Origin of the sequence: Vibrio sp. TRT 21S02 (genome assembly GCF_050113675.1) — a bacterium.
Taxonomy (GTDB): domain Bacteria; phylum Pseudomonadota; class Gammaproteobacteria; order Enterobacterales; family Vibrionaceae; genus Vibrio.
Window position 1 is genome coordinate 38,982 of sequence record NZ_JBNJOI010000016.1, and the last position, 24,891, is coordinate 63,872.

26 protein-coding genes are annotated in these 24,891 nt (G+C 44.8%); 21 read left to right on the forward strand and 5 right to left on the reverse strand.

All coding sequences use genetic code 11. The annotated features are described in order from the left end of the window. Nucleotides 1-136 precede the first annotated feature (136 nt). Nucleotides 137-1,390 carry a valine--pyruvate transaminase gene (locus tag ACQEXU_RS17635; protein ID WP_427011772.1) on the forward strand — a complete coding sequence of 418 codons (1,254 nt, stop codon included), beginning with the start codon at nt 137-139 and terminating at the stop codon, nt 1,388-1,390. 233 nt (nt 1,391-1,623) lie between these two features. Here the strand turns inward: ACQEXU_RS17635 and ACQEXU_RS17640 are convergent, their stop codons facing one another. The 5 genes from ACQEXU_RS17640 to dnaA form a co-directional block, all read right to left on the reverse strand. Next, nucleotides 1,624-2,058 carry an Hsp20 family protein gene (locus tag ACQEXU_RS17640; RefSeq protein WP_427011773.1) on the reverse strand — a complete coding sequence of 145 codons (435 nt, stop codon included), beginning with the start codon at nt 2,056-2,058 and terminating at the stop codon, nt 1,624-1,626. A 480-nt stretch (nt 2,059-2,538) separates the two neighbouring features. Next, complete coding sequence (gyrB, locus tag ACQEXU_RS17645) at nt 2,539-4,956, reverse strand: DNA topoisomerase (ATP-hydrolyzing) subunit B (protein WP_427011774.1); 2,418 nt, start codon at nt 4,954-4,956, stop codon at nt 2,539-2,541. Nucleotides 4,957-4,970: 14 nt separating this feature from the next. Beyond that, nucleotides 4,971-6,050, reverse strand: coding sequence for a DNA replication/repair protein RecF (recF, locus tag ACQEXU_RS17650; RefSeq protein ID WP_367987709.1), 1,080 nt, complete (start codon nt 6,048-6,050; stop codon nt 4,971-4,973). A 1-nt stretch (nt 6,051) separates the two neighbouring features. After that, nucleotides 6,052-7,152, reverse strand: a complete 1,101-nt coding sequence (dnaN, locus tag ACQEXU_RS17655) for a DNA polymerase III subunit beta (RefSeq protein ID WP_427011775.1) — start codon at nt 7,150-7,152, stop codon at nt 6,052-6,054. A 70-nt stretch (nt 7,153-7,222) separates the two neighbouring features. Then, nucleotides 7,223-8,629 (reverse strand): chromosomal replication initiator protein DnaA, encoded by a 1,407-nt coding sequence (gene dnaA, locus ACQEXU_RS17660; RefSeq protein ID WP_367987706.1) that lies wholly within the window; start codon nt 8,627-8,629, stop codon nt 7,223-7,225. Between dnaA and ACQEXU_RS17665 the strand changes: the two genes are divergently transcribed. The 20 genes from ACQEXU_RS17665 to atpA all read left to right on the forward strand — a co-directional run bounded on the left by ACQEXU_RS17665 (nt 8,601) and on the right by atpA (nt 24,878). After that, complete coding sequence (locus ACQEXU_RS17665) at nt 8,601-8,732, forward strand: hypothetical protein (protein ID WP_427011793.1); 132 nt, start codon at nt 8,601-8,603, stop codon at nt 8,730-8,732. The genes dnaA and ACQEXU_RS17665 overlap by 29 nt on opposite strands. A 281-nt stretch (nt 8,733-9,013) precedes the next feature. Continuing rightward, a complete protein-coding gene (locus ACQEXU_RS17670; RefSeq protein ID WP_367987705.1) occupies nt 9,014-9,760 on the forward strand; it encodes an amino acid ABC transporter substrate-binding protein in 747 nt (248 codons plus the stop codon). Nucleotides 9,761-9,833: 73 nt separating this feature from the next. Continuing rightward, nucleotides 9,834-10,505 (forward strand): amino acid ABC transporter permease, encoded by a 672-nt coding sequence (locus tag ACQEXU_RS17675; protein WP_427011776.1) that lies wholly within the window; start codon nt 9,834-9,836, stop codon nt 10,503-10,505. Then, nucleotides 10,502-11,239 carry an amino acid ABC transporter ATP-binding protein gene (locus tag ACQEXU_RS17680; protein ID WP_367987703.1) on the forward strand — a complete coding sequence of 246 codons (738 nt, stop codon included), beginning with the start codon at nt 10,502-10,504 and terminating at the stop codon, nt 11,237-11,239. The genes ACQEXU_RS17675 and ACQEXU_RS17680 overlap by 4 nt, the downstream gene beginning before the upstream one ends. A gap of 228 nt (nt 11,240-11,467) precedes the next feature. Continuing rightward, nucleotides 11,468-11,602, forward strand: coding sequence for a 50S ribosomal protein L34 (gene rpmH / locus ACQEXU_RS17685; protein ID WP_006880025.1), 135 nt, complete (start codon nt 11,468-11,470; stop codon nt 11,600-11,602). A 46-nt stretch (nt 11,603-11,648) separates the two neighbouring features. After that, a complete protein-coding gene (gene rnpA, locus ACQEXU_RS17690; protein ID WP_367987701.1) occupies nt 11,649-11,972 on the forward strand; it encodes a ribonuclease P protein component in 324 nt (107 codons plus the stop codon). Further along, nucleotides 11,939-12,196, forward strand: a complete 258-nt coding sequence (yidD, locus tag ACQEXU_RS17695; RefSeq protein ID WP_367987699.1) for a membrane protein insertion efficiency factor YidD — start codon at nt 11,939-11,941, stop codon at nt 12,194-12,196. Before rnpA ends, yidD begins: the two co-directional genes overlap by 34 nt. 2 nt (nt 12,197-12,198) lie before the next feature. Further along, nucleotides 12,199-13,818, forward strand: a complete 1,620-nt coding sequence (yidC, locus tag ACQEXU_RS17700) for a membrane protein insertase YidC (RefSeq protein ID WP_427011777.1) — start codon at nt 12,199-12,201, stop codon at nt 13,816-13,818. Nucleotides 13,819-13,937: 119 nt separating this feature from the next. Continuing rightward, complete coding sequence (gene mnmE, locus ACQEXU_RS17705) at nt 13,938-15,299, forward strand: tRNA uridine-5-carboxymethylaminomethyl(34) synthesis GTPase MnmE (protein WP_427011778.1); 1,362 nt, start codon at nt 13,938-13,940, stop codon at nt 15,297-15,299. Between the two features lie 102 nt (nt 15,300-15,401). Then, a complete protein-coding gene (mioC, locus tag ACQEXU_RS17710; protein WP_367987696.1) occupies nt 15,402-15,836 on the forward strand; it encodes an FMN-binding protein MioC in 435 nt (144 codons plus the stop codon). A 465-nt stretch (nt 15,837-16,301) separates the two neighbouring features. Beyond that, nucleotides 16,302-18,197 (forward strand): tRNA uridine-5-carboxymethylaminomethyl(34) synthesis enzyme MnmG, encoded by a 1,896-nt coding sequence (gene mnmG / locus ACQEXU_RS17715; RefSeq protein WP_427011779.1) that lies wholly within the window; start codon nt 16,302-16,304, stop codon nt 18,195-18,197. Then, entirely contained in the window at nt 18,198-18,830 is a 633-nt protein-coding gene (gene rsmG, locus ACQEXU_RS17720; protein ID WP_427011780.1) for a 16S rRNA (guanine(527)-N(7))-methyltransferase RsmG, read from the forward strand. Nucleotides 18,831-18,844: 14 nt separating this feature from the next. Beyond that, the gene (locus ACQEXU_RS17725) at nt 18,845-19,618 is read left to right on the forward strand and encodes a ParA family protein (protein WP_367987693.1); all 774 of its coding nucleotides are present in this window, start codon (nt 18,845-18,847) and stop codon (nt 19,616-19,618) included. A 23-nt stretch (nt 19,619-19,641) separates the two neighbouring features. Continuing rightward, the gene (locus ACQEXU_RS17730) at nt 19,642-20,523 is read left to right on the forward strand and encodes a ParB/RepB/Spo0J family partition protein (RefSeq protein WP_427011781.1); all 882 of its coding nucleotides are present in this window, start codon (nt 19,642-19,644) and stop codon (nt 20,521-20,523) included. Between the two features lie 186 nt (nt 20,524-20,709). After that, nucleotides 20,710-21,099, forward strand: a complete 390-nt coding sequence (locus ACQEXU_RS17735; RefSeq protein ID WP_367987691.1) for a F0F1 ATP synthase subunit I — start codon at nt 20,710-20,712, stop codon at nt 21,097-21,099. A gap of 8 nt (nt 21,100-21,107) precedes the next feature. Next, nucleotides 21,108-21,920: a F0F1 ATP synthase subunit A gene (gene atpB / locus ACQEXU_RS17740; RefSeq protein ID WP_367987690.1), complete on the forward strand. Its 813-nt coding sequence runs from the start codon at nt 21,108-21,110 to the stop codon at nt 21,918-21,920. Between the two features lie 58 nt (nt 21,921-21,978). Then, entirely contained in the window at nt 21,979-22,233 is a 255-nt protein-coding gene (atpE, locus tag ACQEXU_RS17745; protein ID WP_021707041.1) for a F0F1 ATP synthase subunit C, read from the forward strand. A 71-nt stretch (nt 22,234-22,304) separates the two neighbouring features. Then, nucleotides 22,305-22,775 carry a F0F1 ATP synthase subunit B gene (gene atpF / locus ACQEXU_RS17750; RefSeq protein WP_367987689.1) on the forward strand — a complete coding sequence of 157 codons (471 nt, stop codon included), beginning with the start codon at nt 22,305-22,307 and terminating at the stop codon, nt 22,773-22,775. Between the two features lie 14 nt (nt 22,776-22,789). Next, complete coding sequence (gene atpH / locus ACQEXU_RS17755) at nt 22,790-23,323, forward strand: F0F1 ATP synthase subunit delta (RefSeq protein WP_367987688.1); 534 nt, start codon at nt 22,790-22,792, stop codon at nt 23,321-23,323. 13 nt (nt 23,324-23,336) lie between these two features. Further along, nucleotides 23,337-24,878, forward strand: a complete 1,542-nt coding sequence (gene atpA, locus ACQEXU_RS17760; RefSeq protein WP_367987687.1) for a F0F1 ATP synthase subunit alpha — start codon at nt 23,337-23,339, stop codon at nt 24,876-24,878. Nucleotides 24,879-24,891 lie beyond the last annotated feature (13 nt).

The following is a 24,891-nucleotide window of genomic DNA, read 5'->3' on the forward strand; positions in this document are numbered from 1 at the left end:
TGTTTTTCTTGCTAATCTTAAAATGTGCTTTGACTCGTAAAGTCAATCGGGTATGTTCAAGGATTACTCTTTGGTCGGCCTAACTCCGACCTTGCACAAATAAAGCAATGACAATAATGAATTAGGTAAAGAAGTAATGCAGTTTTCTAAGTTTGGTGAAAAATTTAATCAGTATTCAGGTATCACACAGTTAATGGACGACTTAAACGATGGTTTACGCACACCAGGCGCCATTATGCTCGGTGGCGGTAATCCAGCCGCCATTCCTGCCATGCTCGACTACTTTCACCAAGCCAGTGAAGATATGTTCGCCAGTGGCGAACTGATTGCTGCACTTGCCAACTATGATGGCCCGCAAGGAAAAGATGTCTTTGTAAAAGCACTTGCTAAGCTACTCAAAGAAACCTATGGCTGGAATATCAGCGAAAAAAACATCAGTTTAACTAATGGCAGCCAGAGTGGTTTCTTTTACTTATTTAACCTATTCGCTGGTACTCAACCGGATGGCTCACACAAGAAAATTTTGTTGCCATTGGCCCCTGAATACATCGGCTATGGTGACGCTGGGATCGATGAAAACGTGTTTGTTTCCTACCGTCCAGAAATCGAGCTGTTAGATAACGGTCTGTTTAAATACCATGTCGATTTTGAGCAGCTAACAGTCGATGACTCTGTTGCGGCAATCTGTGCTTCTCGACCAACCAATCCAACCGGTAATGTACTGACCGATGATGAAATCCAAAAGTTGGACAAATTAGCCCGTGAAAACAACGTTCCTTTAATCATCGATAACGCTTACGGTGTGCCTTTCCCCAACATCATCTTTGAAGATGTGAAGCCATTCTGGAATGAAAATACCATCTTGTGTATGAGCTTATCTAAGCTTGGTCTGCCTGGAGTGCGCTGCGGTATTATTATTGCCAATGAAGCCATTACCCAAGCACTGACTAACATGAATGGCATCATCAGCTTAGCGCCGGGTAGCGTTGGCCCAGCATTAGCTAATCATATGATTGAAAAAGGCGATCTATTAAAGCTCAGTGAAAATACCATCAAACCGTTTTATCAAAAGAAATCTCTAAGGGCGGTTGAATTGCTACAAGAAGCCATTAAAGACTCTCGATTCCGAATCCATAAGCCAGAAGGGGCCATTTTCTTGTGGCTATGGTTTGATGAATTGCCAATCACCACTATGGAACTCTACAAACGATTGAAAGCACGTGGCGTGTTAATTGTACCGGGAGAATACTTCTTTATAGGTCAAGAGGATGATTGGGCTCATGCACATCAATGCCTACGCATGAACTACGTGCAGGACGATGAGATGATGCAAAAAGGCATTAAGATTATTACTGAAGAAATCGAGAAGGCTTACCGCGAAAGTAAATAGATATTCCCTACTCGGTCGTTCCTCCCTCTATGGAATGACACCGTAAATAATCCAATAAAAAAGAGCACCTAGATGGTGCTCTTTCACTCTTCTTCCCGAATATATTGCCATTAACTCTAAATAGTTGGAGTTACAGCTAGGCGACAAAGAAATTCAGCCCTATGAGCATAGGAACCTATGTGATTAGGGGGAATTTATGCAGTCAACAACGCTGTGGCTTCAAATATGACGAGTTAACCTTCAATCAGGTTTTTGCCATTAATCGCAATCTTGCGTGGCTGCATCGCTTCTGGGATTTCACGCTCTAGGTCAATATGTAGTAGACCGTTTTCCATGCTTGCACCTACGACTTTTACGTAGTCTGCTAGCTGGAATTTACGTTCGAAATCACGCTCTGCGATACCTTGGTAGACGTAGTTTTTGCCTTCTTCGGCCTTACGCTCACCTTTAACAATCAACATATTTTCTTTTTGAGTCAGCTCCAGTTGCTCTTCAGCAAAGCCAGCAACTGCCATAGTGATACGGTAGTTGTTCTCGTCTTTTTGCTCGATGTTGTACGGAGGGTAACCGCCAGAGGTATTCTTCGAAGTGTTTGCTTCCATCATGTTGAATAGACGATCGAAGCCAATTGCGTTGCGGTAAAGTGGAGTGAAATCTACAGTTCTCATAATGCTATCCTTTTAGTAAGCAATAGTCTTAGTCGTGAGTTTGCGCGGATCTACCTTGTATAGATCGTTGCCGACTAAGGGATTTATCCTCTACTCCTCGGGCTCTGTTAGCTCTGGGACATAGTAATAAATCGATTCAATTGTGTACTTCTAAGGTCATCCTCTCTTGAGCGATACCTTATCAGCGGTTCCAGAGGCTCTGTTTCTTCTCTCTTGAGCAAGACAGCTTTCCTCTTCAACAATAGATATGTGGATAGCACAAATGAGTTTCAAGGGATTATTTCCAAATATTTTTCTAATTCAATATTTTTCAAATACTTAAAAACAAAAAAGACCGTCATTTCTGACAGTCTTTTAAAATTTTTAGATTATTTTTATCGAAGCTGGATGAGCTTAGTTCAAGGAGAAGGCGCGGAGTTTATAAGCATAAATGAGCACCTTCGACATAGAAATCAGTTCATCCAGCGAAGAGAAAACAATCTAAACGTCTAGGTTAGCTACCTTCAGTGCATTCTCTTCAATGAAGTTACGACGAGGTTCAACTTGGTCACCCATTAGTGTCGTGAACAGTTGGTCAGCACCTACTGCATCTTCGATCGTTACTTGCATCATGCGGCGCGTTTCTGGGTCCATCGTCGTTTCCCATAGCTGATCTGGGTTCATCTCACCTAGACCTTTGTAGCGCTGTAGGCTTAGACCACGACGTGACTCTTTAATTAGCCATTCTAGTGCGTCAACAAAGCTTGATACAGGCTGAGTACGCTCACCACGTTTGATGTAAGCACCCTCTTCAATCAGGCCTTCTAATGCTTCAGAAAGAGACGCTAGCTTGCCGTATTCTTTCGAGTTGATGAGGTCAATACTCAGTGCGTGTTCATGAGTCACACCGTGCGTACGAACCACGATCTTAGGTAGATTTAAACCTAGCTCTTCATGCTGCTCTACTTCAAAGCTGTATTGGCTTGCTCCCACTTCTTTGGCATTAAGCTGCTCAACAAGTTGCTTAGTCCAAGCTTCTACTGCTGCTGCATCATGACACTGCTCTGCGGTTAGACGCGGCGTGTAGATAAGCTCATGTACTAACGCACGTGGGTAACGGCGGCTCATACGATCCACCAGCTTAATACCTGCGTTGTACTGTTGAACCAGTTTCTCTAGCGCTTCACCCGATAGTGCAGGTGCTTCTGCGTTTACATGCAGAGATGCATTATCCAGAGCCAATGCTACTTGGTATTGGTTCATTGCATCTTCATCTTTGATGTACTGCTCTTGTTTGCCTTTCTTCACTTTGTAAAGTGGTGGCTGAGCAATGTACACGTAGCCACGCTCAATAAGCTCAGGCATTTGACGGTAGAAGAAGGTCAATAGTAGCGTACGGATGTGCGACCCATCGACATCGGCATCGGTCATGATGATGATGTTGTGGTAACGCAATTTGTCCGGGTTGTACTCGTCACGACCGATACCACAGCCAAGTGCCGTGATAAGCGTTGCTACTTCTTGAGAAGACAGCATCTTGTCGAAACGCGCTTTTTCAACGTTCAGGATCTTACCTTTAAGCGGTAGGATAGCCTGATTTTTACGGTTACGGCCTTGTTTTGCGGAGCCGCCTGCCGAGTCACCCTCCACTATGTAAAGTTCAGAGAGTGCTGGGTCTTTTTCCTGACAGTCAGCCAGTTTGCCTGGTAGGCCAGCTAGGTCTAATGCACCTTTACGACGAGTCATTTCACGAGCTTTACGCGCCGCTTCACGAGCACGTGCTGCATCGATGATCTTAGAACACACCATCTTAGCTTCTGCAGGGTTCTCAACTAGGAACTCAGACAGTTTTTCACCCATTGCTGATTCAACCGCAGACTTCACTTCTGAAGAAACCAACTTATCTTTGGTTTGGCTTGAGAACTTAGGATCTGGCACTTTCACCGAAACAACTGCAGTTAGACCTTCACGTGCATCATCACCTGAAGTTGCTGTTTTCGCTTTCTTTGAGAAGCCTTCTTTGTCCATGAATGAGTTCAGGGTACGAGTTAGGGCTGCACGGAAACCAGCAAGGTGAGTACCACCATCTCGTTGAGGGATGTTGTTAGTGAAACAGTAGATGTTTTCTTGGAAACCATCGTTCCACTGCATCGCAACTTCAACTGAAATACCGTCTTCACGTTCGAAATCGAAGTGGAAAATTTTCTCGATGATAGGCGTTTTGTTGGTGTTTAGGTGATCAACGAACGCTTGGATACCACCTTCAAACATGAAGTGGTCACTCTTGTCTTCTTCACGCTCATCTTTAAGCTTGATAGAAACACCAGAGTTTAGGAATGATAGCTCACGTAGACGTTTTGCTAGAATATCGTAGTGGAACTCAGTATTTGAGAAAGTTTCTGCACTTGGCCAGAAACGGATTTGCGTACCCGTTTTGTCGGTATCACCTACAACCGCTAGTGGCGCTTGAGGCTCACCATGGTGATACGTTTGAGTATGGATATGACCACCACGGTGAATCGTTAGCGTCACTTTCTCTGATAGTGCGTTTACTACCGAAACACCTACACCGTGTAGACCACCCGACACCTTGTATGAGTTGTCATCGAACTTACCACCTGCGTGAAGTACCGTCATGATAACTTCTGCAGCTGATACTTTCTCTTCAGGGTGCATTTCCGTTGGGATACCACGGCCATCATCGCTAACAGAAACTGAGTTGTCCTCATGAATTGTCACAATGATGTCTTTACAGTGACCCGCTAACGCTTCATCAATTGAGTTATCTACGACCTCAAAAACCATGTGGTGCAAACCGGTGCCATCGTCAGTGTCGCCGATGTACATACCTGGACGCTTACGTACCGCATCCAGACCCTTCAGTACCTTAATACTCGATGAATCGTAATTTTCAGACATGAGTTTCTCTCTTTTTATCCTTGCTCTATTGCGCCATGTTCCACATGGAACACTTTGCCATGCTCGTCCAACATATCGACAATTTGGCTTTCGGTAATAGAACTTACAAAAACTTGAGCCCCCGTCTCTTTCAAGCAATCAGCAAGACGCTTGCGACGTTGGCTATCTAATTCTGAGGCAAAGTCATCAATCAAATAGATGCATTGCTTACCTGTCATTGTTGTCAGATGTTGTCCTTGTGCCACTCGAAGTGCACACACCATTAACTTCAACTGACCTCGTGATAAAACATCCTCAACCGGCGTTCCATTCACTTTAATCCGCAGATCAGCCTTATTTGGCCCACTAAAGGTGTAACCAAGCGCCTGATCGCGTTCAAAATTCTTTTCAAGGAGTTCCTGATACGGCGTATCTTTGTCCCATCCTCGGTAATACTTTAATTGGATATCAAACTCTGGCAGAAACGCTTGGCAAATCACCTGTGCAACGTCTTTCATCTGCTCAATATAGTGAGCGCGCCATTGACTGATATTCTCTGCTAAGCGCGCCATTTCTTGATCCCAGTAACTGAGTTCCCGATAGCTGGTGGCGGTCTTCAACAACGCATTACGTTGTTTGTTTAAACGCTTAAACCGCCCCCATGCATCATAAAATGCAGACTCAGTATGAAACACGCCCCAGTCAATAAATGCACGGCGATGTTTCGGCCCATCCGTTAGTAGATCAAACCCTTCAGGATGAATCAACTGCAATGGCAGCACTTGCGCTAATTGGGCTAATTTTTGCCCGGACTGACCGCCTATTTTAACCTCTGTTGAGCCATCACGCTGCTTATTAATGCCAATTGGTAGCTCAAATTGATCCGAGGTCAAAAAACGACCGTGAACAAACAGTTCATCACACTCATTTTGGATCACGCGGCCAGTTAGCGTACTTTTAAAAGAACGACCATGACCGAGCAAATAAATGGCTTCCAACACACTGGTTTTGCCACTTCCATTAGGGCCAATAAGAAAGTTAAAGCCTGCTGATAGGTCAATATCACAGGCTTTAATGTTTCGAAATTGCTGAATAATAAGGCGGGATAGAGGCATTCTATAATCGAATTGGCATAACCACGTACATGGCACTATCGTCATCGGCGTTTTCTATCAACGCACTGGCGTTGGCGTCAGACATCGAGACCCGAACATTATCACAGCGTAAAGTGTTCAGCACATCCAAGACATAACTGACATTAAAACCAATTTCAATCGCGTCCCCTTCAAAGGTTACGTCCAGCATTTCTTCTGCTTCTTCTTGCTCAGGGTTATTGGCAGTAATGCGCATTTCACTACCCGCAAGATTGACGCGAACGCCACGGAATTTTTCGTTAGAAAGAATGGCAGCACGAGAGAAGGCTTGACGTAACTCATCACAGTTAGCAAGCAATGTTTTCGTCGTAGTCTGTGGCAGAACACGGCGATAATCAGGGAAGCGGCCGTCAACTAACTTAGATGTGAAGACAAAGTTGTTCACTTCAGCACGGACGTTTGAGCTACCAATTTGCAATACCACAGGCTGCTCGGGTGCATCCAATAGCTTCACTAACTCTTGAACCCCCTTACGCGGCACAATAATTTGTTGCTGAGCAAAGTCGGCGCTTAATGCTGTTTGCGAAACCGCCATACGGTGACCATCGGTCGCAACACTGCGCAGTGTTGTGCCATCAATTTCAAACAGCATGCCGTTAAGGTAATAACGAACATCTTGGTTCGCCATTGAAAATTGAGTCTTTTCAATTAATGTACGTAATTCGGCCTGCGTTAAAGAGACTTCCACTTCACTCTTCCAATCTTCGATGTTTGGAAAATCATTGGCAGGAAGTGTGGATAACGAAAAACGACTGCGACCAGAACGTACTTGAACGCGGTCGCCTTCCAAAACAAATGTGATCACAGAATCATCGGGTAAACCGCGACAGATATCGAGAAACTTACGTGATGGAACAGTAACACTGCCCGCTTCAAATTCACCTTCTAACGTCACACGACTGATCAATTCCACTTCTAGATCGGTTGCGGTCATAGACAATACGTTATCTTCAACTTTCAGTAGCAAGTTACCTAAAATAGGCAGAGTCGGACGACCACCTAACGCACCTGACACTTGTTGAAGTGGTTTCAGCAGGTGGCTACGTTCAATGGTAAATTTCATATAATGCTCTTAACGGTGTTTGCGGTTTTATCGTGTTAACTGAAACTAAGAATACTCGGTATTTTGGTAATTAAGAAGACAGAGTCCGAATCAGGTTCGAGTAATCTTCTTTTATATCGTGGCTTTCTTCGCGTAACTGCTCAATCTTGCGACACGCATGCAGTACCGTTGTATGATCACGACCACCAAAGGCGTCACCGATTTCCGGCAAGCTGTGGTTAGTCAGCTCTTTCGCCAACGCCATTGCAAGTTGGCGAGGACGCGCCACAGAACGCGAACGGCGTTTTGACAGCAAATCAGCCACTTTAATCTTGTAGTACTCAGCGACCGTCTTTTGAATATTGTCGATGGTGACCAGCTTTTCTTGTAGAGCCAGCAGATCGCGCAGCGCTTCACGGACAAAATCAATCGTGATTGGACGGCCGGTAAAGTTCGCGTTAGCAATCACTCGGTTCAAAGCACCTTCAAGCTCACGAACGTTAGAACGCAGACGCTTCGCAATAAAGAAGGCCACTTCATCGGCCAGATGAATTTGGTGATCTTCGGCTTTCTTCATCAAGATCGCGACACGAGTCTCAAGTTCAGGTGGCTCAATCGCAACCGTCAACCCCCAACCAAAACGTGATTTAAGGCGATCCTCTACCCCGCTGATCTCTTTTGGATAACGGTCAGAGGTTAAGATGATCTGCTGGTTACCTTCAAGCAGTGCGTTGAAGGTATGGAAGAATTCTTCTTGCGAGCGTTCTTTATTGGCAAAGAATTGGATGTCATCGATAAGCAGTGCATCCACACTGCGGTAGTAACGTTTGAATTCTTCAATAGCATTATTTTGCAGCGCTTTCACCATGTCTTGCACGAAACGCTCCGAGTGCATGTACACCACTTTTGCATTCGGCTTGTTATCCACAATGGCATTGCCCACCGCATGCAATAGGTGCGTTTTACCTAAACCTGTACCACCGTATAGAAATAGAGGGTTATACGCAGCACCAGGATTATCAGACACTTGGCGTGCTGCGGCTAAGCCCAACTGGTTCGATTTACCTTCAACAAAGTTATTGAATTTGTGTTTAGGGTTCACATTTGAACGATGGTTAATATCTGCGACAGCTTGGGCATCATCATCCCAAGTTTTATGTACAGGTTTACGTGCTTGCAGTTGTGCTGGAGCAGAAGACTCTGCTGCAACATCGGCAGGTGTACGTGTTGGTGCTGGTTTTGGCGCAGAAACCGGACGGCTGCCCACTTCAAAACGCAAGCTTGGAATATCGTTACCACAATATTCCTGCAATAGACGATTGATGCTATTGAGGTACTTATCGCGAACCCAATCTAGAACAAAACGGTTGGGTGCAAATAAAGTGAGAGTATTGTCATTGAGCTCCGCTTGTAACGGACGAACCCACATACTGAATTCTGTAGCTGGTAGCTCTTCTTGAAGCCGTTGCATGCATTGCAACCAAAGCGAAGATGACACGGTGCCCCCACTCAAAGTAAATGATCTGAAAAGATTGGCAATTTTACCTGTTGATAACCAAGATCGCCAGCAAATGATCGACGATCCAGTGAATAAGATCTAAGTTATTCACAATTTTTTCGATGAATAAGGGGGGATCCCCACATCATGCCCCATTTTTACCCACATATTGATCCACATTTAGGCTATTTTTACGGGATCTTTGTTTTGGTGATAACTCTGTGAATTGTCTTAAGTCGTCTCTATTATTTGAGAGATATTCACGCGTTATCCCCAGTCCTTATTAACTTATTACTCAGTGGACTAGGATATTGCACTTGGTTATTTATCTAAGTGAGCTGAATCACAGTAGTATTTCTCTCCATAATATTAAGGAGCTGTACTATGAAAAACTGGATTAAAGCTGCAATTGCAGCAATCGCACTATCTGCCGCAACGGTTCAAGCTGCCACTGAAGTAAAAGTGGGTATGTCTGGACGCTACTTCCCGTTCACTTTTGTGAAGCAAGATAAGCTACAAGGCTTTGAAGTTGACCTTTGGGATGAAATTGGCAAACGTAACGATTACAAAGTTGAATATGTCACAGCAAACTTTTCAGGCCTATTTGGTTTATTAGAAACTGGCCGTATTGACACCATTTCAAATCAGATCACCATGACAGATGCACGTAAAGCAAAATATTTGTTTGCCGATCCGTACGTGGTTGACGGCGCACAGATCACAGTGCGTAAAGGAAATGATGCGATCCAAGGTATCGACGATCTCACAGGAAAAACGGTAGCCGTAAACCTGGGCTCAAACTTTGAGCAGCTGCTACGTGATTACGATAAAGATGGCAAGATCAACATCAAAACCTACGACACAGGTATCGAACATGATGTTGCGCTCGGTCGTGCCGATGCATTTGTCATGGATCGCCTTTCAGCATTGGAACTTATCAAGAAAACCGGTCTACCACTGCAACTTGCAGGTGAACCATTTGAAACGATTCAAAATGCTTGGCCATTTGTAGATAACGAAAATGGCAAAAAGCTACAAGGCGAAGTAAACAAAGCGTTGGCAGCAATGCGTGCAGACGGTACGCTAGCGAAAATTTCTGAAAAATGGTTTGGTGCTGATATCACCAAATAAGCCAACTTTTTTAGTTCGAACAATACAAAGGTGGAATTCAGTTCCACCTTTTCTTTTCTCTCAAAGGTAAGTTATGGGATTTGATTTTAACTACATGCTGGAACTGATGCCGATATTACTCAAATATCTCGGCACCACGATGGAAATGGCCGTATGGGGATTATTGTTCTCCCTCGCTCTTGCGGTGATCATCGCTAACATCCGCGTTTTCCGTGTCCCTGTGCTTGATCAGCTCAGCCAACTCTACATCAGCTTCTTTCGTGGTACACCGTTATTGGTGCAGCTGTTCCTGCTTTATTATGGCTTACCGCAAATTTTTCCATTTATGGTTGGCCTTAACGCATTCAGTGCTGCGGTAATCGGCCTCACTTTGCATTTTGCCGCATACATGGCAGAAAGCATCCGTGCAGCCATCATAGGTATCGATCGTAGCCAAATGGAAGCGAGCTTGTCTGTGGGTATGACCACCTCTCAGGCTATGCGTCGTATCATTTTGCCACAAGCAACCCGTGTCGCGCTGCCTTCATTGATGAACTATTTTATCGACATGATCAAATCAACATCACTCGCCTTTACGCTGGGTGTTGCAGAGATCATGGCCAAAGCCCAGATGGAAGCATCATCAAGCTTTCGTTTCTTTGAAGCATTCCTAGCGGTAGCACTGATCTATTGGGGCGTAGTTGTCATACTCACCCGAGTACAAATCTGGGCGGAAGCAAAACTGAATAAGGCGTATGTACGATGATCAAACTCTCTAATATTCATAAACGCTTTGGCGATACCGAAGTTCTAAAGGGAATCGATATCGACATCAAACAAGGTGAAATCATCGTTATTATCGGCTCCAGTGGTACTGGTAAATCGACGTTGCTACGCTGCGTCAATTTTCTTGAACAAGCGGATCAAGGCCAAATTACGATTGATGACGTCACGGTTGATTGTCAAAAACACAATAAAGCAGAGATCTTAGCTCTTCGACGTAAAACAGGCTTTGTATTTCAAAACTACGCCCTATTTGCTCATATGACCGCTCGTCAGAATATTGCCGAAGGTCTGATCACCGTCCGCGGTTGGAATAAAGAAGAGGCATTAAAACGTGCTCAGCAAATCTTGGATGATATTGGTTTAAGCGACAAAGGCGATAGTTATCCAGCGGCACTCTCTGGTGGGCAGCAACAACGTGTGGGCATCGGCCGAGCGATGGCACTTCAACCCGAATTATTGTTATTTGATGAACCAACATCTGCACTTGACCCTGAGTGGGTTGGTGAAGTTCTTCAATTAATGAAGGAGTTAGCGACAAAGCACCAGACTATGCTGGTGGTCACTCATGAAATGCAATTCGCGCGAGAAGTGGCAGATCGCGTGATCTTCATGGCTGAAGGCAATATTGTTGAGCAGGGATCTCCACAGGATATCTTTGGTAATCCACAGGATCCTCGCTTACAAAAATTCTTACGTCAGGTAGGAATGGAGTAAAGATCCACCATAAGGATCGATCGATCCTTGAGATTTTACTCACACTACGTATAATCGCCCGGCCGGAATTTAGCTGTCGCACAAAGATTGACACTTTATGTGACTGTGATTACAATTCCGCCTCTTTGTTGAGAGGCGTCGGTTGTCCTCTTTATATATAAAGAAGACGAAATGCCCACGCCGGGTTAACTAAGAACCTAAAACTACTGATCAGTAAAGGTAATTATCATGAAACGCACTTTTCAACCTTCAGTTCTAAAGCGCAAGCGTACTCACGGTTTCCGTGCTCGCATGGCAACTAAGAACGGTCGTAAAGTAATTAATGCACGTCGTGCAAAAGGCCGTGCGCGCCTATCAAAATAATCACTAGTTTATTTTGAATACGTACGCGTTCAATCGGGAGTTACGCTTGTTAACTCCCGAGCATTATCAAAACGTCTTCCAGCAAGCTCATCGAGCTGGCTCACCTCATTTCACCATTATTGCTCGTAACAATAGCCTGTCTCATCCAAGACTTGGTTTAGCGGTACCCAAAAAGCAGATTAAAACTGCCGTTGGTCGCAATCGTTTCAAGCGTCTCGCTCGTGAAAGTTTTCGTAACAAACAACATCAACTTCCAAACAAAGATTTTGTTGTGATTGCCAAAAAAAGCGCGCAAGATCTAAGCAATGACGAAATGTTCAAGTTGTTTGATAAATTATGGCAACGCCTGTCTCGCCCTTCTCGTGGTTAGCAATCGGACTTGTCCGACTCTATCAATGGATTATTAGTCCTCTAATAGGACCACGTTGTCGTTTTACTCCAACCTGCTCCACTTACGCAATAGAAGCGTTGAAAGCTCACGGTTTTGTAAAAGGATGTTGGTTATCAGGCAAACGTCTATTAAAATGCCACCCTTTGAATGAAGGGGGCTTTGACCCCGTTCCACCAGTCCAAAAACAAGACAGAGATAAATAACGATGGATTCTCAACGTAATATCCTGTTAATCGCGCTAGCACTGGTTTCTTTCTTGTTGTTTCAACAATGGCAAGTAGCTAAGAACCCTGCGCCTCAGCCGGTTGAGCAGGCACAATCAAGCAGTACTCTACCTGCACCATCTTTTGCTGATGAATTAGACCCAGCACCAGCCCAGCAAGCTTCTGCTAAAACTATTACCGTCACAACGGATGTATTAACTCTGTCTATTGACACGGTAGGCGGTGACGTCGTTCATGCAGACCTAAACCAATATTCAGCAGAGCTAAACTCTGAAGACCCATTCGTATTACTGAAAAACGAAAAAGGTCATCAGTTTATTGCTCAAAGTGGTTTAGTTGGCCCTCAAGGTATCGACCTAAGCAGCTCAAATCGCCCAGCTTACGCAGTCAATGCTGACAGCTTTACGCTAGCTGACGGCCAAGATGAACTGCGTATTCCAATGACTTATTCAGCGAATGGCCTTGAGTACACTAAAACATTCATTGTTAAACGTGGCAGCTACGCGATTGATGTGGAATACAAAGTAGCAAACAACTCCGGTAACAATGCAACCTTCGGTATGTACGCGCACTTGCGTCAAAACCTAATGGATGCAGGTGGTAGCATTACGATGCCAACTTACCGAGGTGGTGCGTACTCAACAGAAGATACGCGTTACAAAAAATACAGCTTCGACGATATGCAAGATCGCAACCTTTCTTTGAATCTTGCAAACGGCCAAGGTTGGGCAGCGATGATCCAGCACTACTTTGCGTCAGCTTGGATCCCACGTAACGAACCAGGTGCTAACCTATATACTCGCGTTATCGGCAATCTTGGCGATATCGGCGTGCGTATGCCAAACAAAACCATTGCAAGTGGCGATAGCGCAGACTTCAAAGCAACGCTTTGGGTCGGCCCTAAACTGCAAGATCAAATGGCTGAAGTTGCACCAAACCTAGACCTTGTAGTGGACTACGGTTGGTTGTGGTTTATCGCTAAACCTCTTCATTCACTGCTGTCATTCATTCAGAGCTTTGTTAGCAACTGGGGTGTAGCAATCATCTGCTTAACCTTTATCGTTCGTGGTGCAATGTACCCACTAACAAAAGCACAGTACACCTCAATGGCCAAAATGCGCATGCTACAGCCTAAGCTGCAAGCTATGCGTGAGCGCATCGGTGATGACCGTCAGCGCATGAGCCAAGAGATGATGGAACTGTACAAGAAAGAGAAAGTAAACCCACTGGGTGGCTGTCTACCACTTGTTCTACAGATGCCTATTTTCATCGCCCTATACTGGGCACTGATGGAGTCGGTTGAGCTGCGTCACTCACCATTCTTTGGTTGGATTCATGACTTATCAGCACAAGACCCTTACTACATCTTGCCACTACTGATGGGTGCATCCATGTTCCTAATTCAGAAGATGAGCCCAACAACCGTAACGGATCCAATGCAACAGAAGATCATGACCTTTATGCCGGTTATGTTTACTTTCTTCTTCCTGTTCTTCCCTTCAGGTCTGGTTCTATACTGGTTGGTATCGAACATCGTAACCTTGATCCAACAGACTTTGATTTACAAAGCGCTCGAGAAAAAAGGTTTGCACTCCAAGTAAGAGTGAATCATCAAGAAAGGCGGCCAAAAGGTCGCCTTTTTTATTTGAGCTGATTACAATTCAGCTAATTGGAATTTATAAAGGCCAAACCACTTGGCCAAAGCTTGAAAGGCACTCATATGACAACAGATACCATTGTTGCTCAGGCTACCGCTCCGGGTCGTGGCGGTGTCGGTATTATCCGTGTTTCTGGCCCACTGGCAGCTCAAGTTGCATTAGAGGTAACAGGTAAAAGCCTCAAACCTCGTTACGCAGAATATCTGCCATTCAAAGCCTTAAATGGTAATGAACTGGATCAAGGGATCGCACTTTACTTCCCTAACCCACATTCATTCACAGGGGAAGATGTACTCGAACTCCAAGGCCATGGCGGTCCAGTCGTTATGGATATGCTGATTAAGCGTATCTTGGGTATTGACGGTGTGCGTGCCGCTCGACCTGGTGAGTTTTCAGAGCGCGCATTTTTAAATGACAAAATGGATCTGACCCAAGCAGAAGCGATTGCAGATCTCATTGATGCCACTTCAGAAGAAGCGGCTAAATCAGCGCTGCAATCACTACAGGGTCAATTTTCAAGACGTATTCAAACGTTGGTGGAATCGCTGATCCACTTACGTATCTATGTCGAAGCTGCCATTGACTTTCCTGAAGAAGAAATCGATTTCCTAGCTGACGGTAAAGTGTCAACCGATCTACAAGCGATCATCGACAATCTCGCGGCTGTACGCCAAGAAGCCAACCAAGGCGCGATTATGCGTGAAGGGATGAAAGTGGTGATTGCTGGTCGTCCAAATGCGGGGAAATCGAGTCTACTCAATGCTCTATCAGGTAAAGAGTCAGCCATTGTGACCGATATTGCAGGAACGACACGTGATGTTCTACGTGAGCATATCCACATCGATGGTATGCCACTGCACATCATTGATACCGCAGGTCTACGTGATGCTTCTGATGAAGTGGAAAAAATCGGCATTGAACGTGCGTGGGATGAAATTGCGCAAGCAGACCGAGTACTATTTATGGTCGATGGCACCACGACTGACGCCACCGATCCAAAAGATATTTGGCCTGACTTTGTTGATCGCTTACCAAGTAATATCGGCATGACAGTGATCCGCAATAAAGCCGATCAAACCGATGAAGAAATGGGGATCTGTCATGTCAACGATCCAACCCTAATTCGCCTATCTGCAAAAACAGGGGCCGGTGTAGACGCACTACGAAATCACTTGAAAGAGTGTATGGGTTTTTCTGGAAACAGCGAAGGGGGCTTTATGGCACGTCGTCGCCACCTAGATGCACTAGAGCGAGCCGCTCAACATCTTCAAATTGGACAAGAACAGCTTGAAGGTTTTATGGCTGGTGAGATCTTGGCAGAAGAGTTGCGTATTACCCAGCAACACTTGAACGAGATTACCGGCGAGTTTAGTTCTGATGACCTACTCGGCCGCATATTTTCCTCATTCTGTATCGGTAAATAATCAAAACGCGCGGTGTTAATCATAGAATTAGCACCGCGTTTCTTTTTCTACTAACGCATAGCGCTAGCCATGGCGTTAGTATGACTCAATAAAGGAACAGACATGATCCACATTATCACGGGCAGTACGCTAGGTGGTGCCGAGTATGTAGGAGATCACCTCAACGATCTACTTACAGAGAAAAGCTTGCAAACCACCATTCACAATCAACCTGATCTTAGTGAAATTCCGCCTCAGGGGACATGGTTGATCGTCACCTCGACTCATGGTGCAGGTGATTACCCCGATAACATTCAGCCTTTCGTTCAAGCGCTACAAAATACACCACCAAATATGACCCAAGTAAAATACGCTGTGGTCGCCATTGGCGATTCAAGCTATGACACGTTTTGTGCCGCAGGCCTTCATGCTCACCAATTACTTCAAGATATTGGAGCAACGCCTCTAACAGAATGTCTAACGATTGATGTCTTAGCTCATCCCGTACCAGAAGACGCAGCAGAACACTGGCTCTTAGAGCACATCTCAAAATTCTAACTCTTTAAAAAGCGGCAAATCGCCGCTTTTCTTTTCACTGTGAGTAACTAATTCCCAATTAACACTAACTGACTGCTGCTTATTTGAGCACTTGGTTTGTGGATAAATATAGAGATATCTAGTGATCAACCTATAGTTATCCATATAATAAGTAAGATCACTTTTCCTACCTGTGCATAAGTAGCCATTTTGATCCCAGCTAATCCTCCGTTAGATCAACGTTAGATCACACAATGTGATCTTATTAAGATCCATGATCTTGTTGATCATTTTCCACTTATCCACAGAGTTCGACGATCCTAATAATAGATCCAATAAAAGATCTCTATATAGATCTTATATATATTTACTTCTCAGCCCTTTAAGTAAAAAGCTTGAAAAGCGATTTTCTCAGTAGCGGAAAGAAGGTAGAATAGCGCTCTTTTTATCTGTCCATTATTTCGATTGAGTACCTGAGGTCAGTTCATGCTTTATCACGAAACTTTTGACGTCATTGTTGTTGGTGGCGGTCATGCAGGAACGGAAGCCGCTTTAGCGTCTGCACGTACAGGGCAAAAAACTCTGTTATTGACGCATAACATTGATACTTTAGGGCAGATGTCTTGCAACCCTGCGATTGGGGGAATAGGCAAAGGACATCTGGTCAAAGAAGTAGATGCATTGGGCGGTCTAATGGCTGATGCCATTGATCACGCCGGTATTCAATTTCGAACATTAAATGCTTCGAAAGGCCCAGCAGTTCGAGCCACTCGTGCTCAGGCGGATCGTGCTCTGTACAAGGCATACGTACGCTCAGCATTAGAGAACACACCAAATCTAACTTTATTCCAGCAATCAGTGGATGATCTAATTGTTGAACAAGATCGTGTACTTGGCGTCGTCACGCAAATGGGACTTAAGTTCCACGCCAAATCAGTGGTATTAACCGTAGGTACTTTCCTTGGCGGTAAGATCCACATAGGTATGGAAAGCTCTTCTGGTGGCCGCGCGGGAGATCCTCCATCGATCGCATTGGCGGATCGATTACGTGAACTGCCGTTCCGTGTCGATCGTCTGAAAACGGGTACACCACCACGTATCGATGCACGCAGCGTGGATTTCTCAGTGTTGGAAGCACAACACGGTGACAACCCAACACCAGTATTTTCATTTATGGGCAAACGTGAGCATCAGCCGCGTCAAATCCCATGTTTTATTACACACACCAATGAGCAAACTCATGAGGTGATCCGCAACAATCTAGATCGCAGCCCAATGTATGCAGGGGTGATCGAGGGGATTGGTCCGCGTTACTGCCCGTCTATCGAAGACAAAGTGATGCGCTTTGCTGATAAAAACAGTCACCAAATCTTCATTGAGCCTGAAGGTCTTACAACGCACGAGCTATACCCGAATGGTATATCCACCAGCTTGCCGTTTGACGTACAAGTACAAATTGTTCGTTCAATGAAAGGTTTTGAGAACGCACACATCGTTCGTCCTGGTTATGCAATTGAGTACGATTTCTTTGACCCACGTGATTTGAAGCAAACCTATGAGACGAAATTCATTAATGGTCTGTTCTTTGCTGGCCAGATCAACGGTACAACCGGTTATGAAGAAGCGGCAGCACAAGGTCTAATGGCCGGTCTGAACGCAAGCTTGCACAGCCAAGGCAAAGAAGGTTGGAGTCCACGCCGTGATCAAGCTTACATGGGTGTATTGATTGATGATTTGTCGACCATGGGGACAAAAGAGCCATACCGCATGTTTACTTCTCGTGCGGAGTACCGCTTGCTGCTGCGTGAAGACAATGCCGACTTGCGTTTAACGGAGCAAGGGCGTGAGTTAGGATTAATTGATGATCGCCGTTGGGCTCGCTTTAACCAAAAGATCGAAAACATGGAAACAGAACGTCAACGTTTGAAAGAAACTTGGATAAATCCAACTTCAGTTGGCGTTGAGCAGCTAAACCAACGGTTAAAAACACCAATCGCGCGTGAAGCAAGCGGTGAAGATCTTCTTCGTCGTCCAGAAATGACATACGATCTACTGACTCAGTTAGATACTTTTGCGCCAGCCTTAGATGATCCTCAAGCAACTGAACAAGTTGAAATCCAAGTGAAATATGAAGGTTATATCAAGCGTCAACAAGATGAGATTGAAAAGTCTCTGCGCCATGAGAACACCAAATTACCGCTTGAGCTTGATTACAGTGATGTGAAGGGGTTATCCAATGAGGTGGTGCTCAAGCTAAACAATGCCAAGCCAGAAACCATTGGTATCGCTTCTCGAATTTCAGGGGTGACACCAGCTGCAATATCCATTTTGCTCGTATACCTCAAAAAGCAAGGTATGCTAAAAAAGGGTGAGGAAGCATAAATGAGTGCACTAAAAGCCAAACTTGACTCACTTCTTGTTCAAACAGGCCTTGAGGTCTCACAGGTGCAACGTGAAAAATTGGTAGGGTACGTTGAACTGCTGGATAAGTGGAACAAAGCTTATAACCTGACCTCGGTGCGCGATCCGCAGGAAATGTTAGTTAAGCATATTCTTGATAGTATTATTGTTAGCACACATCTTGATGGGCAACGTTTTATCGATGTAGGGACTGGTCCTGGTTTACCTGGGATTCCCCTTGCGATCATGAATCCTGAAAAACAGTTCGTCTTACTTGATAGTTTGGGCAAACGTATTCGATTTATTAAACAAGTTCTGCATGAATTGAATATTGAAAATGTGATCCCGATTCAAAGTCGAGTCGAAGAGTATCAGCCTCAAGACAAATTTGATGGTGTACTAAGTCGCGCGTTTGCATCTATGGTAGATATGGTGAATTGGTGCCATCATTTGCCAAAGGAACAGTCTGGTCTTTTTCTTGCTCTTAAAGGTCAATTACCACAGGGTGAGATTGAACAATTACCTGAGTGGTGTTCTGTGACTGACATCAAAGCTTTGAATGTTCCTGAGTTAGAAGGTGAGCGTCATCTTGTAATCTTATCGCGCAAGGGATAACAGCGAGGTTAATCGTGGGTAAAATCGTAGCGATCGCCAACCAGAAAGGCGGTGTTGGAAAAACAACTACTTGTATAAATTTGGCGGCTTCAATGGCAGCCACTAAACGCAAGGTTTTAGTGATCGATCTAGACCCACAAGGCAACGCAACTATGGCCAGTGGTGTTGATAAGTATCAAATCGATGCAACGGCGTACGAATTGCTCGTTGAAGACGCTCCGTTTGAAGAGGTCGTCTGCCGTAAAACCTCTGGTCATTATGATTTAATTGCTGCCAATGGTGATGTGACGGCGGCAGAAATCAAATTGATGGAAGTCTTTGCGCGAGAAGTTCGTCTTAAGAATGCACTTGCACAAGTTCGCGATAACTATGATTTCATCTTTATCGATTGTCCTCCTTCTCTAAACCTTCTTACAATCAATGCCATGGCCGCAGCGGATTCCGTTTTGGTTCCTATGCAGTGTGAGTACTTTGCACTAGAAGGTTTAACTGCGTTAATGGATACGATCAGCAAATTAGCTGCCGTGGTAAACGAAAATCTGAAAATCGAAGGGTTGTTGCGCACCATGTATGATCCTCGAAACAGACTCTCCAATGAAGTATCCGATCAATTGAAAAAGCATTTTGGCAACAAAGTGTACCGCACCGTTATTCCTCGTAACGTACGTTTGGCAGAAGCGCCAAGTCACGGCAAACCAGCGATGTATTACGACAAATACTCTGCTGGAGCAAAAGCTTACCTAGCGCTTGCTGGTGAAATGCTACGCCGAGAAGAAGTACCTGCATAAATTAATCAAAGGAATTCACTCTCATGTCTAAACGTGGTTTAGGTAAAGGGCTTGATGCCCTGCTTTCTACCAGTTCACTTGCTCGAGAAAAGCAGCAAAGTGCCTTGCACAGTCAAGAACTGTCATCTGATGGAGAGTTAACGGATTTAGCCGTTTCTCATTTAAAGCCAGGTGTCTATCAGCCACGTAAAGACATGTCGCCAGAAGCATTGGAAGAGTTAGCGGCATCGATAGAATCTCAAGGGATCATCCAACCCATCGTGGTTCGTGAAGTTGGTGATGGAAAGTTTGAGATCATTGCAGGTGAACGCCGCTGGCGTGCCGCACGTAAAGCTGGACTGAAACAAGTTCCTTGCATCGTGAAGAAAGTCGAAGACCGAGCCGCGATCGCAATGGCACTTATCGAGAACATCCAGCGTGAAGATTTGAATGTGATTGAAGAAGCGCAAGCTCTCGATCGTTTACAAGGTGAGTTTTCGTTAACCCACCAACAGGTTGCGGATGTTATTGGTAAATCACGTGCAACTGTAAGTAATACATTGCGATTGAACCAGCTCGAGCAAGATGTAAAAGAACTGGTGGCCGCAAAAATGCTCGAAATGGGCCATGCTAGAGCACTTTTGATGCTTGAAGGTGAGCAACAAATTGAAGTCGCAGAGCTGGTTGCGAAGAAGAAAATGACCGTGCGCCAGACTGAAGCTTTAGTGAAAAAATGTCTACAGCCTCAAGTTGAAGCTGAAAATGAGCCAGAAGATACGGACATTCAACAAATGTCACAAAGACTCAGTGAAAAACTGGGGGCTAAAGTGAATATCGTTCGAAGCCGTAATGGCAAAGCTAAAATGACAATTAGTCTTGATGAGCCTCACAAATTAGAGCGACTAATTGCCAAGCTCGAGAGCTAAATGAGATAATTGATCTGAATCAATTATGTAAAAAAAGATTATTTGTGCGAAAGTTGTAGGTTTGTAAACAAAATTGTAACTTTTTGCGGTGTTTTCATTGCAATCAGTTCGACTCACCGTATAATTTTCGCCAATTTCCACGACGTTAAGTAGTCAAAGCGTGGATATTACTAGAGGTACGAATACATGGTAACTGCGTTAGCTAGACCAGGACGAGAGCTTGCTAAGCAATTGTTAATGCTCCAGTCTGGCGTGGTTACATTAGTGGCAGCAGGAATGGCAGTCGTTGTGAATGCTGAATGGGGATTTTCAGCGCTGGTTGGTGGGGGCATTTTTGTCATCGCTAATGCGGTTTTTGCGTTGTGTGCTTTTATGTTTAGTGGAGCTCGAGCTGCAAAGCGGATCACGGCCTCTTTCTACACAGGTGAAGCACTAAAGATTCTCATCACGGTTGCTCTCTTCTCCGTTGCCTACATGTATATGCAGGTGGAACTCGTTCCCCTGAAACTAACCTATTTGCTGGTACTAGGTATTAATATCTTTGCACCAGTGCTATTCATCAACAACAAAAAATAGGACGAGTTATGGCTGCGCCAGGTGAAGCGCTAACATCGGCCGGATACATTGATCACCACTTAACCAACCTATCTCTTTATAAGTTAGGTCTGGTTGAAGAGGCGACAAGTTTCTGGAACGTACATATCGATAGCCTGTTTTTTTCTTGGTTTACTGGTTTGATCTTCCTTGGGATTTTTTATTCAGTAGCAAAGAAAGTAACAGTAGGTGTACCAGGCAAGCTTCAGTGTTTTGTTGAAATGATCGTAGAATTTGTCGCAGAAAACGTCAAAGATACGTTCCATGGACGCAACCCTCTGATAGCACCTCTCGCACTGACTATCTTTTGTTGGGTATTTCTAATGAACTTGATGGACCTTGTGCCTATCGATTTCTTACCATACCCAGCAGAGCATTGGCTCGGTATTCCTTACTTGAAAGTAGTACCTTCAGCTGATGTGAACATCACCATGGCTATGGCACTAGGCGTATTTGCTCTGATGATTTACTACAGCATCAAAGTAAAAGGTCTAGGTGGGTTTGCGAAAGAACTGGCTTTACATCCATTCAATCACCCAATCATGATCCCGTTTAACCTACTGATTGAAGTGGTATCGCTACTGGCGAAACCTCTATCACTTGGTATGCGTCTATTCGGTAACATGTTCGCGGGTGAGGTTGTATTCATTCTTTGTGCGGCAATGCTACCATGGTGGCTACAATGGATGGGTTCACTACCGTGGGCTATTTTCCATATTCTGGTTATTACGATTCAGGCCTTCGTATTCATGATGTTGACCATTGTTTATCTATCAATGGCACACGAAGATTCTGATCATTAATTTTTAAAGCTTTATTTATCGGGCACATAAGCCAACTAACTATAAATTGGAGATAGTAATGGAAACTTTACTGAGCTTTTCTGCAATCGCCGTAGGTATTATCGTCGGTCTTGCTTCTCTTGGTACTGCGATTGGTTTCGCACTTCTAGGTGGTAAATTCCTTGAAGGTGCAGCACGTCAACCAGAAATGGCTCCTATGCTACAAGTTAAGATGTTCATCATCGCTGGTCTACTTGATGCGATCCCAATGATCGGTATCGTAATCGCACTACTATTCACTTTCGCAAACCCATTCGTTGGTCAACTAGGTTAATCACGTTTAACTCTAGACAAACTCTGGTTTGTCATTGATTAACACTAAGTCCATATAGAGGGGTAGCTGTTGTGAATATGAACGCAACTCTGCTAGGTCAAGCAATCTCGTTCGCACTATTTGTGTGGTTCTGCATGAAGTATGTATGGCCACCATTGATGCAAGCGATCGAAGAACGTCAGAAGAAAATTGCTGACGGTCTACAAGCAGCAGAGCGAGCTGCAAAAGACTTGGATCTAGCACAAGCAAACGCTTCTGATCAATTGAAAGAAGCGAAGCGCACAGCAACTGAGATCATCGATCAAGCGAACAAGCGTAAGTCTCAAATTCTTGATGAAGCTCGTGAGGAAGCTCAGGCAGAACGCCAGAAAATCCTGACTCAAGCGGAAGCTGAACTTGAAGCTGAACGCAATCGTGCACGCGATGAGCTGCGCAAACAAGTTGCAACTCTGGCTGTAGCTGGTGCTGAGAAAATCCTTGAGCGTTCAATCGATAAAGATGCGCACAAAGATATTCTCGACAACATTACTGCAAAACTTTAAGTCTGGGGGCGCTTATGTCTGATTTGACTACTATCGCACGCCCCTATGCTAAAGCAGCATTCGACTTTGCGGCGGAAAAAGACCAACTTGACCAATGGGGTCAAATGCTGTCTTTTGCAGCTGAAGTGGCAAACAACGAACAAATGAAAGAACTTCTAACGGGTTCTGTTTCTGCTGAAAAACTTGCAGAAATATTTGTAGCGGTTTGTGGCGAGCAAGTTGATGCACATGGTCAAAACCTTTTAAAGGTAATGGCAGAGAATGGTCGTTTAACGGCCCTTCCAGATGTTTGTGAACAGTTCTTTACTCTTAAACAAGAGCATGAGAAAGAGATTGATGTTGAAGTTATTTCAGCAACAGAACTTTCTGATGAGCAGCTTGCAAACATCAGCAGCAAACTTGAACAGCGTCTTGAACGCAAAGTTAAGCTGAATTGCAGTATAGATGAGGCCCTACTTGGTGGGGTGATTATTCGAGCCGGAGACTTAGTCATCGATGACTCAGCGCGTGGTCGTTTGAACCGCCTGAGCGATGCATTGCAGTCTTAATGGGGATTGGAGCATGCAACTTAATTCCACGGAAATTAGCGATCTGATCAAACAACGTATCGAATCTTTCGAAGTTGTTAGTGAAGCTCGCAATGAAGGTACTATCGTATCGGTAAGCGATGGTATCATCCGCATCCACGGCCTAGCGGACGTGATGCAAGGTGAAATGATTGAATTACCGGGTGGCCGTTATGCGCTAGCACTTAACCTCGAGCGTGACTCGGTTGGTGCGGTTGTAATGGGCCCATATGCTGACCTAAAGGAAGGCATGAAAGTTACAGGTACTGGCCGCATTCTTGAAGTGCCAGTTGGTCCAGAACTTCTAGGTCGCGTAGTGAATACACTAGGTGAGCCTATCGATGGTAAAGGTCCAATCGAAGCGAAACTGTCTTCGCCTGTAGAAGTAATCGCACCAGGTGTAATCGACCGTAAATCGGTTGACCAACCTGTACAAACTGGCTACAAATCAGTTGACTCAATGATCCCAATCGGTCGTGGTCAGCGTGAGCTTGTGATCGGTGACCGTCAGACTGGTAAAACAGCAATGGCGATCGATGCGATTATCAACCAGAAAAACTCAGGTATTTTCTCTATCTACGTAGCTATCGGTCAGAAAGCATCGACTATCGCTAACGTAGTTCGCAAACTTGAAGAGCACGGCGCGCTAGCTAACACTATCGTTGTTGTTGCATCTGCTTCTGAATCTGCAGCGCTACAATATCTAGCGCCATATGCAGGTTGTGCGATGGGTGAATACTTCCGCGATCGCGGTGAAGACGCACTGATTGTTTACGATGATCTATCTAAGCAAGCGGTAGCTTACCGTCAGATCTCTCTACTACTAAAACGTCCACCAGGCCGTGAGGCATTCCCAGGTGATGTCTTCTACTTACACTCACGTCTACTAGAGCGTGCAGCTCGAGTAAGTGAAGAGTACGTAGAAAAATTCACTAACGGTGAAGTGAAAGGTAAGACTGGTTCTCTAACTGCGCTTCCTATCATCGAAACTCAAGCAGGTGACGTTTCAGCATTCGTACCGACTAACGTAATCTCGATTACCGACGGTCAGATCTTCCTACAAACTGAGCTATTCAACGCGGGTGTTCGCCCAGCTGTTGACCCTGGTATCTCAGTATCTCGTGTAGGTGGTTCAGCGCAGACGAAAATCATCAAGAAGCTATCAGGCGGTATCCGTACTGCACTAGCTCAGTACCGTGAATTGGCGGCATTCGCACAGTTCTCATCTGACCTTGATGAAGCGACGAAGAAACAGCTAGACCATGGTCAAAAAGTGACAGAACTAATGAAGCAGAAGCAGTACGCTCCAATGTCTGTATTTGACCAAGCACTAGTAATCTTCGCGGCAGAGCGCGGCTATTTAGCAGATGTTGAACTAAACAAACTGCTAGATTTTGAAGCGGCTCTACTATCGTACGCTCGCGGTCAATACGCTGATTTCGCAGCTGAGATCGACAAGACGGGTGCATACAACGATGAAGTTGAAGCGCAGCTTAAGAAGCTGACGGACGACTTCGTAGCAACCCAAACTTGGTAATAGGTCGGTGGCA

Excerpts from the sequence above, each read along its gene's own strand:
- ACQEXU_RS17635 (WP_427011772.1), top strand. The coding sequence starts at position 137 with ATGCAGTTTTCTAAGTTTGGTGAAAAATTTAATCAGTATTCAGGTATC.
- ACQEXU_RS17640 (WP_427011773.1), bottom strand. The coding sequence starts at position 2,058 with ATGAGAACTGTAGATTTCACTCCACTTTACCGCAACGCAATTGGCTTC.
- gyrB (WP_427011774.1), bottom strand. The coding sequence starts at position 4,956 with ATGTCTGAAAATTACGATTCATCGAGTATTAAGGTACTGAAGGGTCTG.
- recF (WP_367987709.1), bottom strand. The coding sequence starts at position 6,050 with ATGCCTCTATCCCGCCTTATTATTCAGCAATTTCGAAACATTAAAGCC.
- dnaN (WP_427011775.1), bottom strand. The coding sequence starts at position 7,152 with ATGAAATTTACCATTGAACGTAGCCACCTGCTGAAACCACTTCAACAA.
- ACQEXU_RS17665 (WP_427011793.1), top strand. The coding sequence starts at position 8,601 with ATGCATTGCAACCAAAGCGAAGATGACACGGTGCCCCCACTCAAAGTA.
- ACQEXU_RS17670 (WP_367987705.1), top strand. The coding sequence starts at position 9,014 with ATGAAAAACTGGATTAAAGCTGCAATTGCAGCAATCGCACTATCTGCC.
- ACQEXU_RS17675 (WP_427011776.1), top strand. The coding sequence starts at position 9,834 with ATGGGATTTGATTTTAACTACATGCTGGAACTGATGCCGATATTACTC.
- ACQEXU_RS17680 (WP_367987703.1), top strand. The coding sequence starts at position 10,502 with ATGATCAAACTCTCTAATATTCATAAACGCTTTGGCGATACCGAAGTT.
- rpmH (WP_006880025.1), top strand. The coding sequence starts at position 11,468 with ATGAAACGCACTTTTCAACCTTCAGTTCTAAAGCGCAAGCGTACTCAC.
- yidD (WP_367987699.1), top strand. The coding sequence starts at position 11,939 with ATGGCAACGCCTGTCTCGCCCTTCTCGTGGTTAGCAATCGGACTTGTC.
- yidC (WP_427011777.1), top strand. The coding sequence starts at position 12,199 with ATGGATTCTCAACGTAATATCCTGTTAATCGCGCTAGCACTGGTTTCT.
- mnmE (WP_427011778.1), top strand. The coding sequence starts at position 13,938 with ATGACAACAGATACCATTGTTGCTCAGGCTACCGCTCCGGGTCGTGGC.
- mioC (WP_367987696.1), top strand. The coding sequence starts at position 15,402 with ATGATCCACATTATCACGGGCAGTACGCTAGGTGGTGCCGAGTATGTA.
- mnmG (WP_427011779.1), top strand. The coding sequence starts at position 16,302 with ATGCTTTATCACGAAACTTTTGACGTCATTGTTGTTGGTGGCGGTCAT.
- rsmG (WP_427011780.1), top strand. The coding sequence starts at position 18,198 with ATGAGTGCACTAAAAGCCAAACTTGACTCACTTCTTGTTCAAACAGGC.
- ACQEXU_RS17730 (WP_427011781.1), top strand. The coding sequence starts at position 19,642 with ATGTCTAAACGTGGTTTAGGTAAAGGGCTTGATGCCCTGCTTTCTACC.
- ACQEXU_RS17735 (WP_367987691.1), top strand. The coding sequence starts at position 20,710 with ATGGTAACTGCGTTAGCTAGACCAGGACGAGAGCTTGCTAAGCAATTG.
- atpB (WP_367987690.1), top strand. The coding sequence starts at position 21,108 with ATGGCTGCGCCAGGTGAAGCGCTAACATCGGCCGGATACATTGATCAC.
- atpE (WP_021707041.1), top strand. The coding sequence starts at position 21,979 with ATGGAAACTTTACTGAGCTTTTCTGCAATCGCCGTAGGTATTATCGTC.
- atpH (WP_367987688.1), top strand. The coding sequence starts at position 22,790 with ATGTCTGATTTGACTACTATCGCACGCCCCTATGCTAAAGCAGCATTC.
- atpA (WP_367987687.1), top strand. The coding sequence starts at position 23,337 with ATGCAACTTAATTCCACGGAAATTAGCGATCTGATCAAACAACGTATC.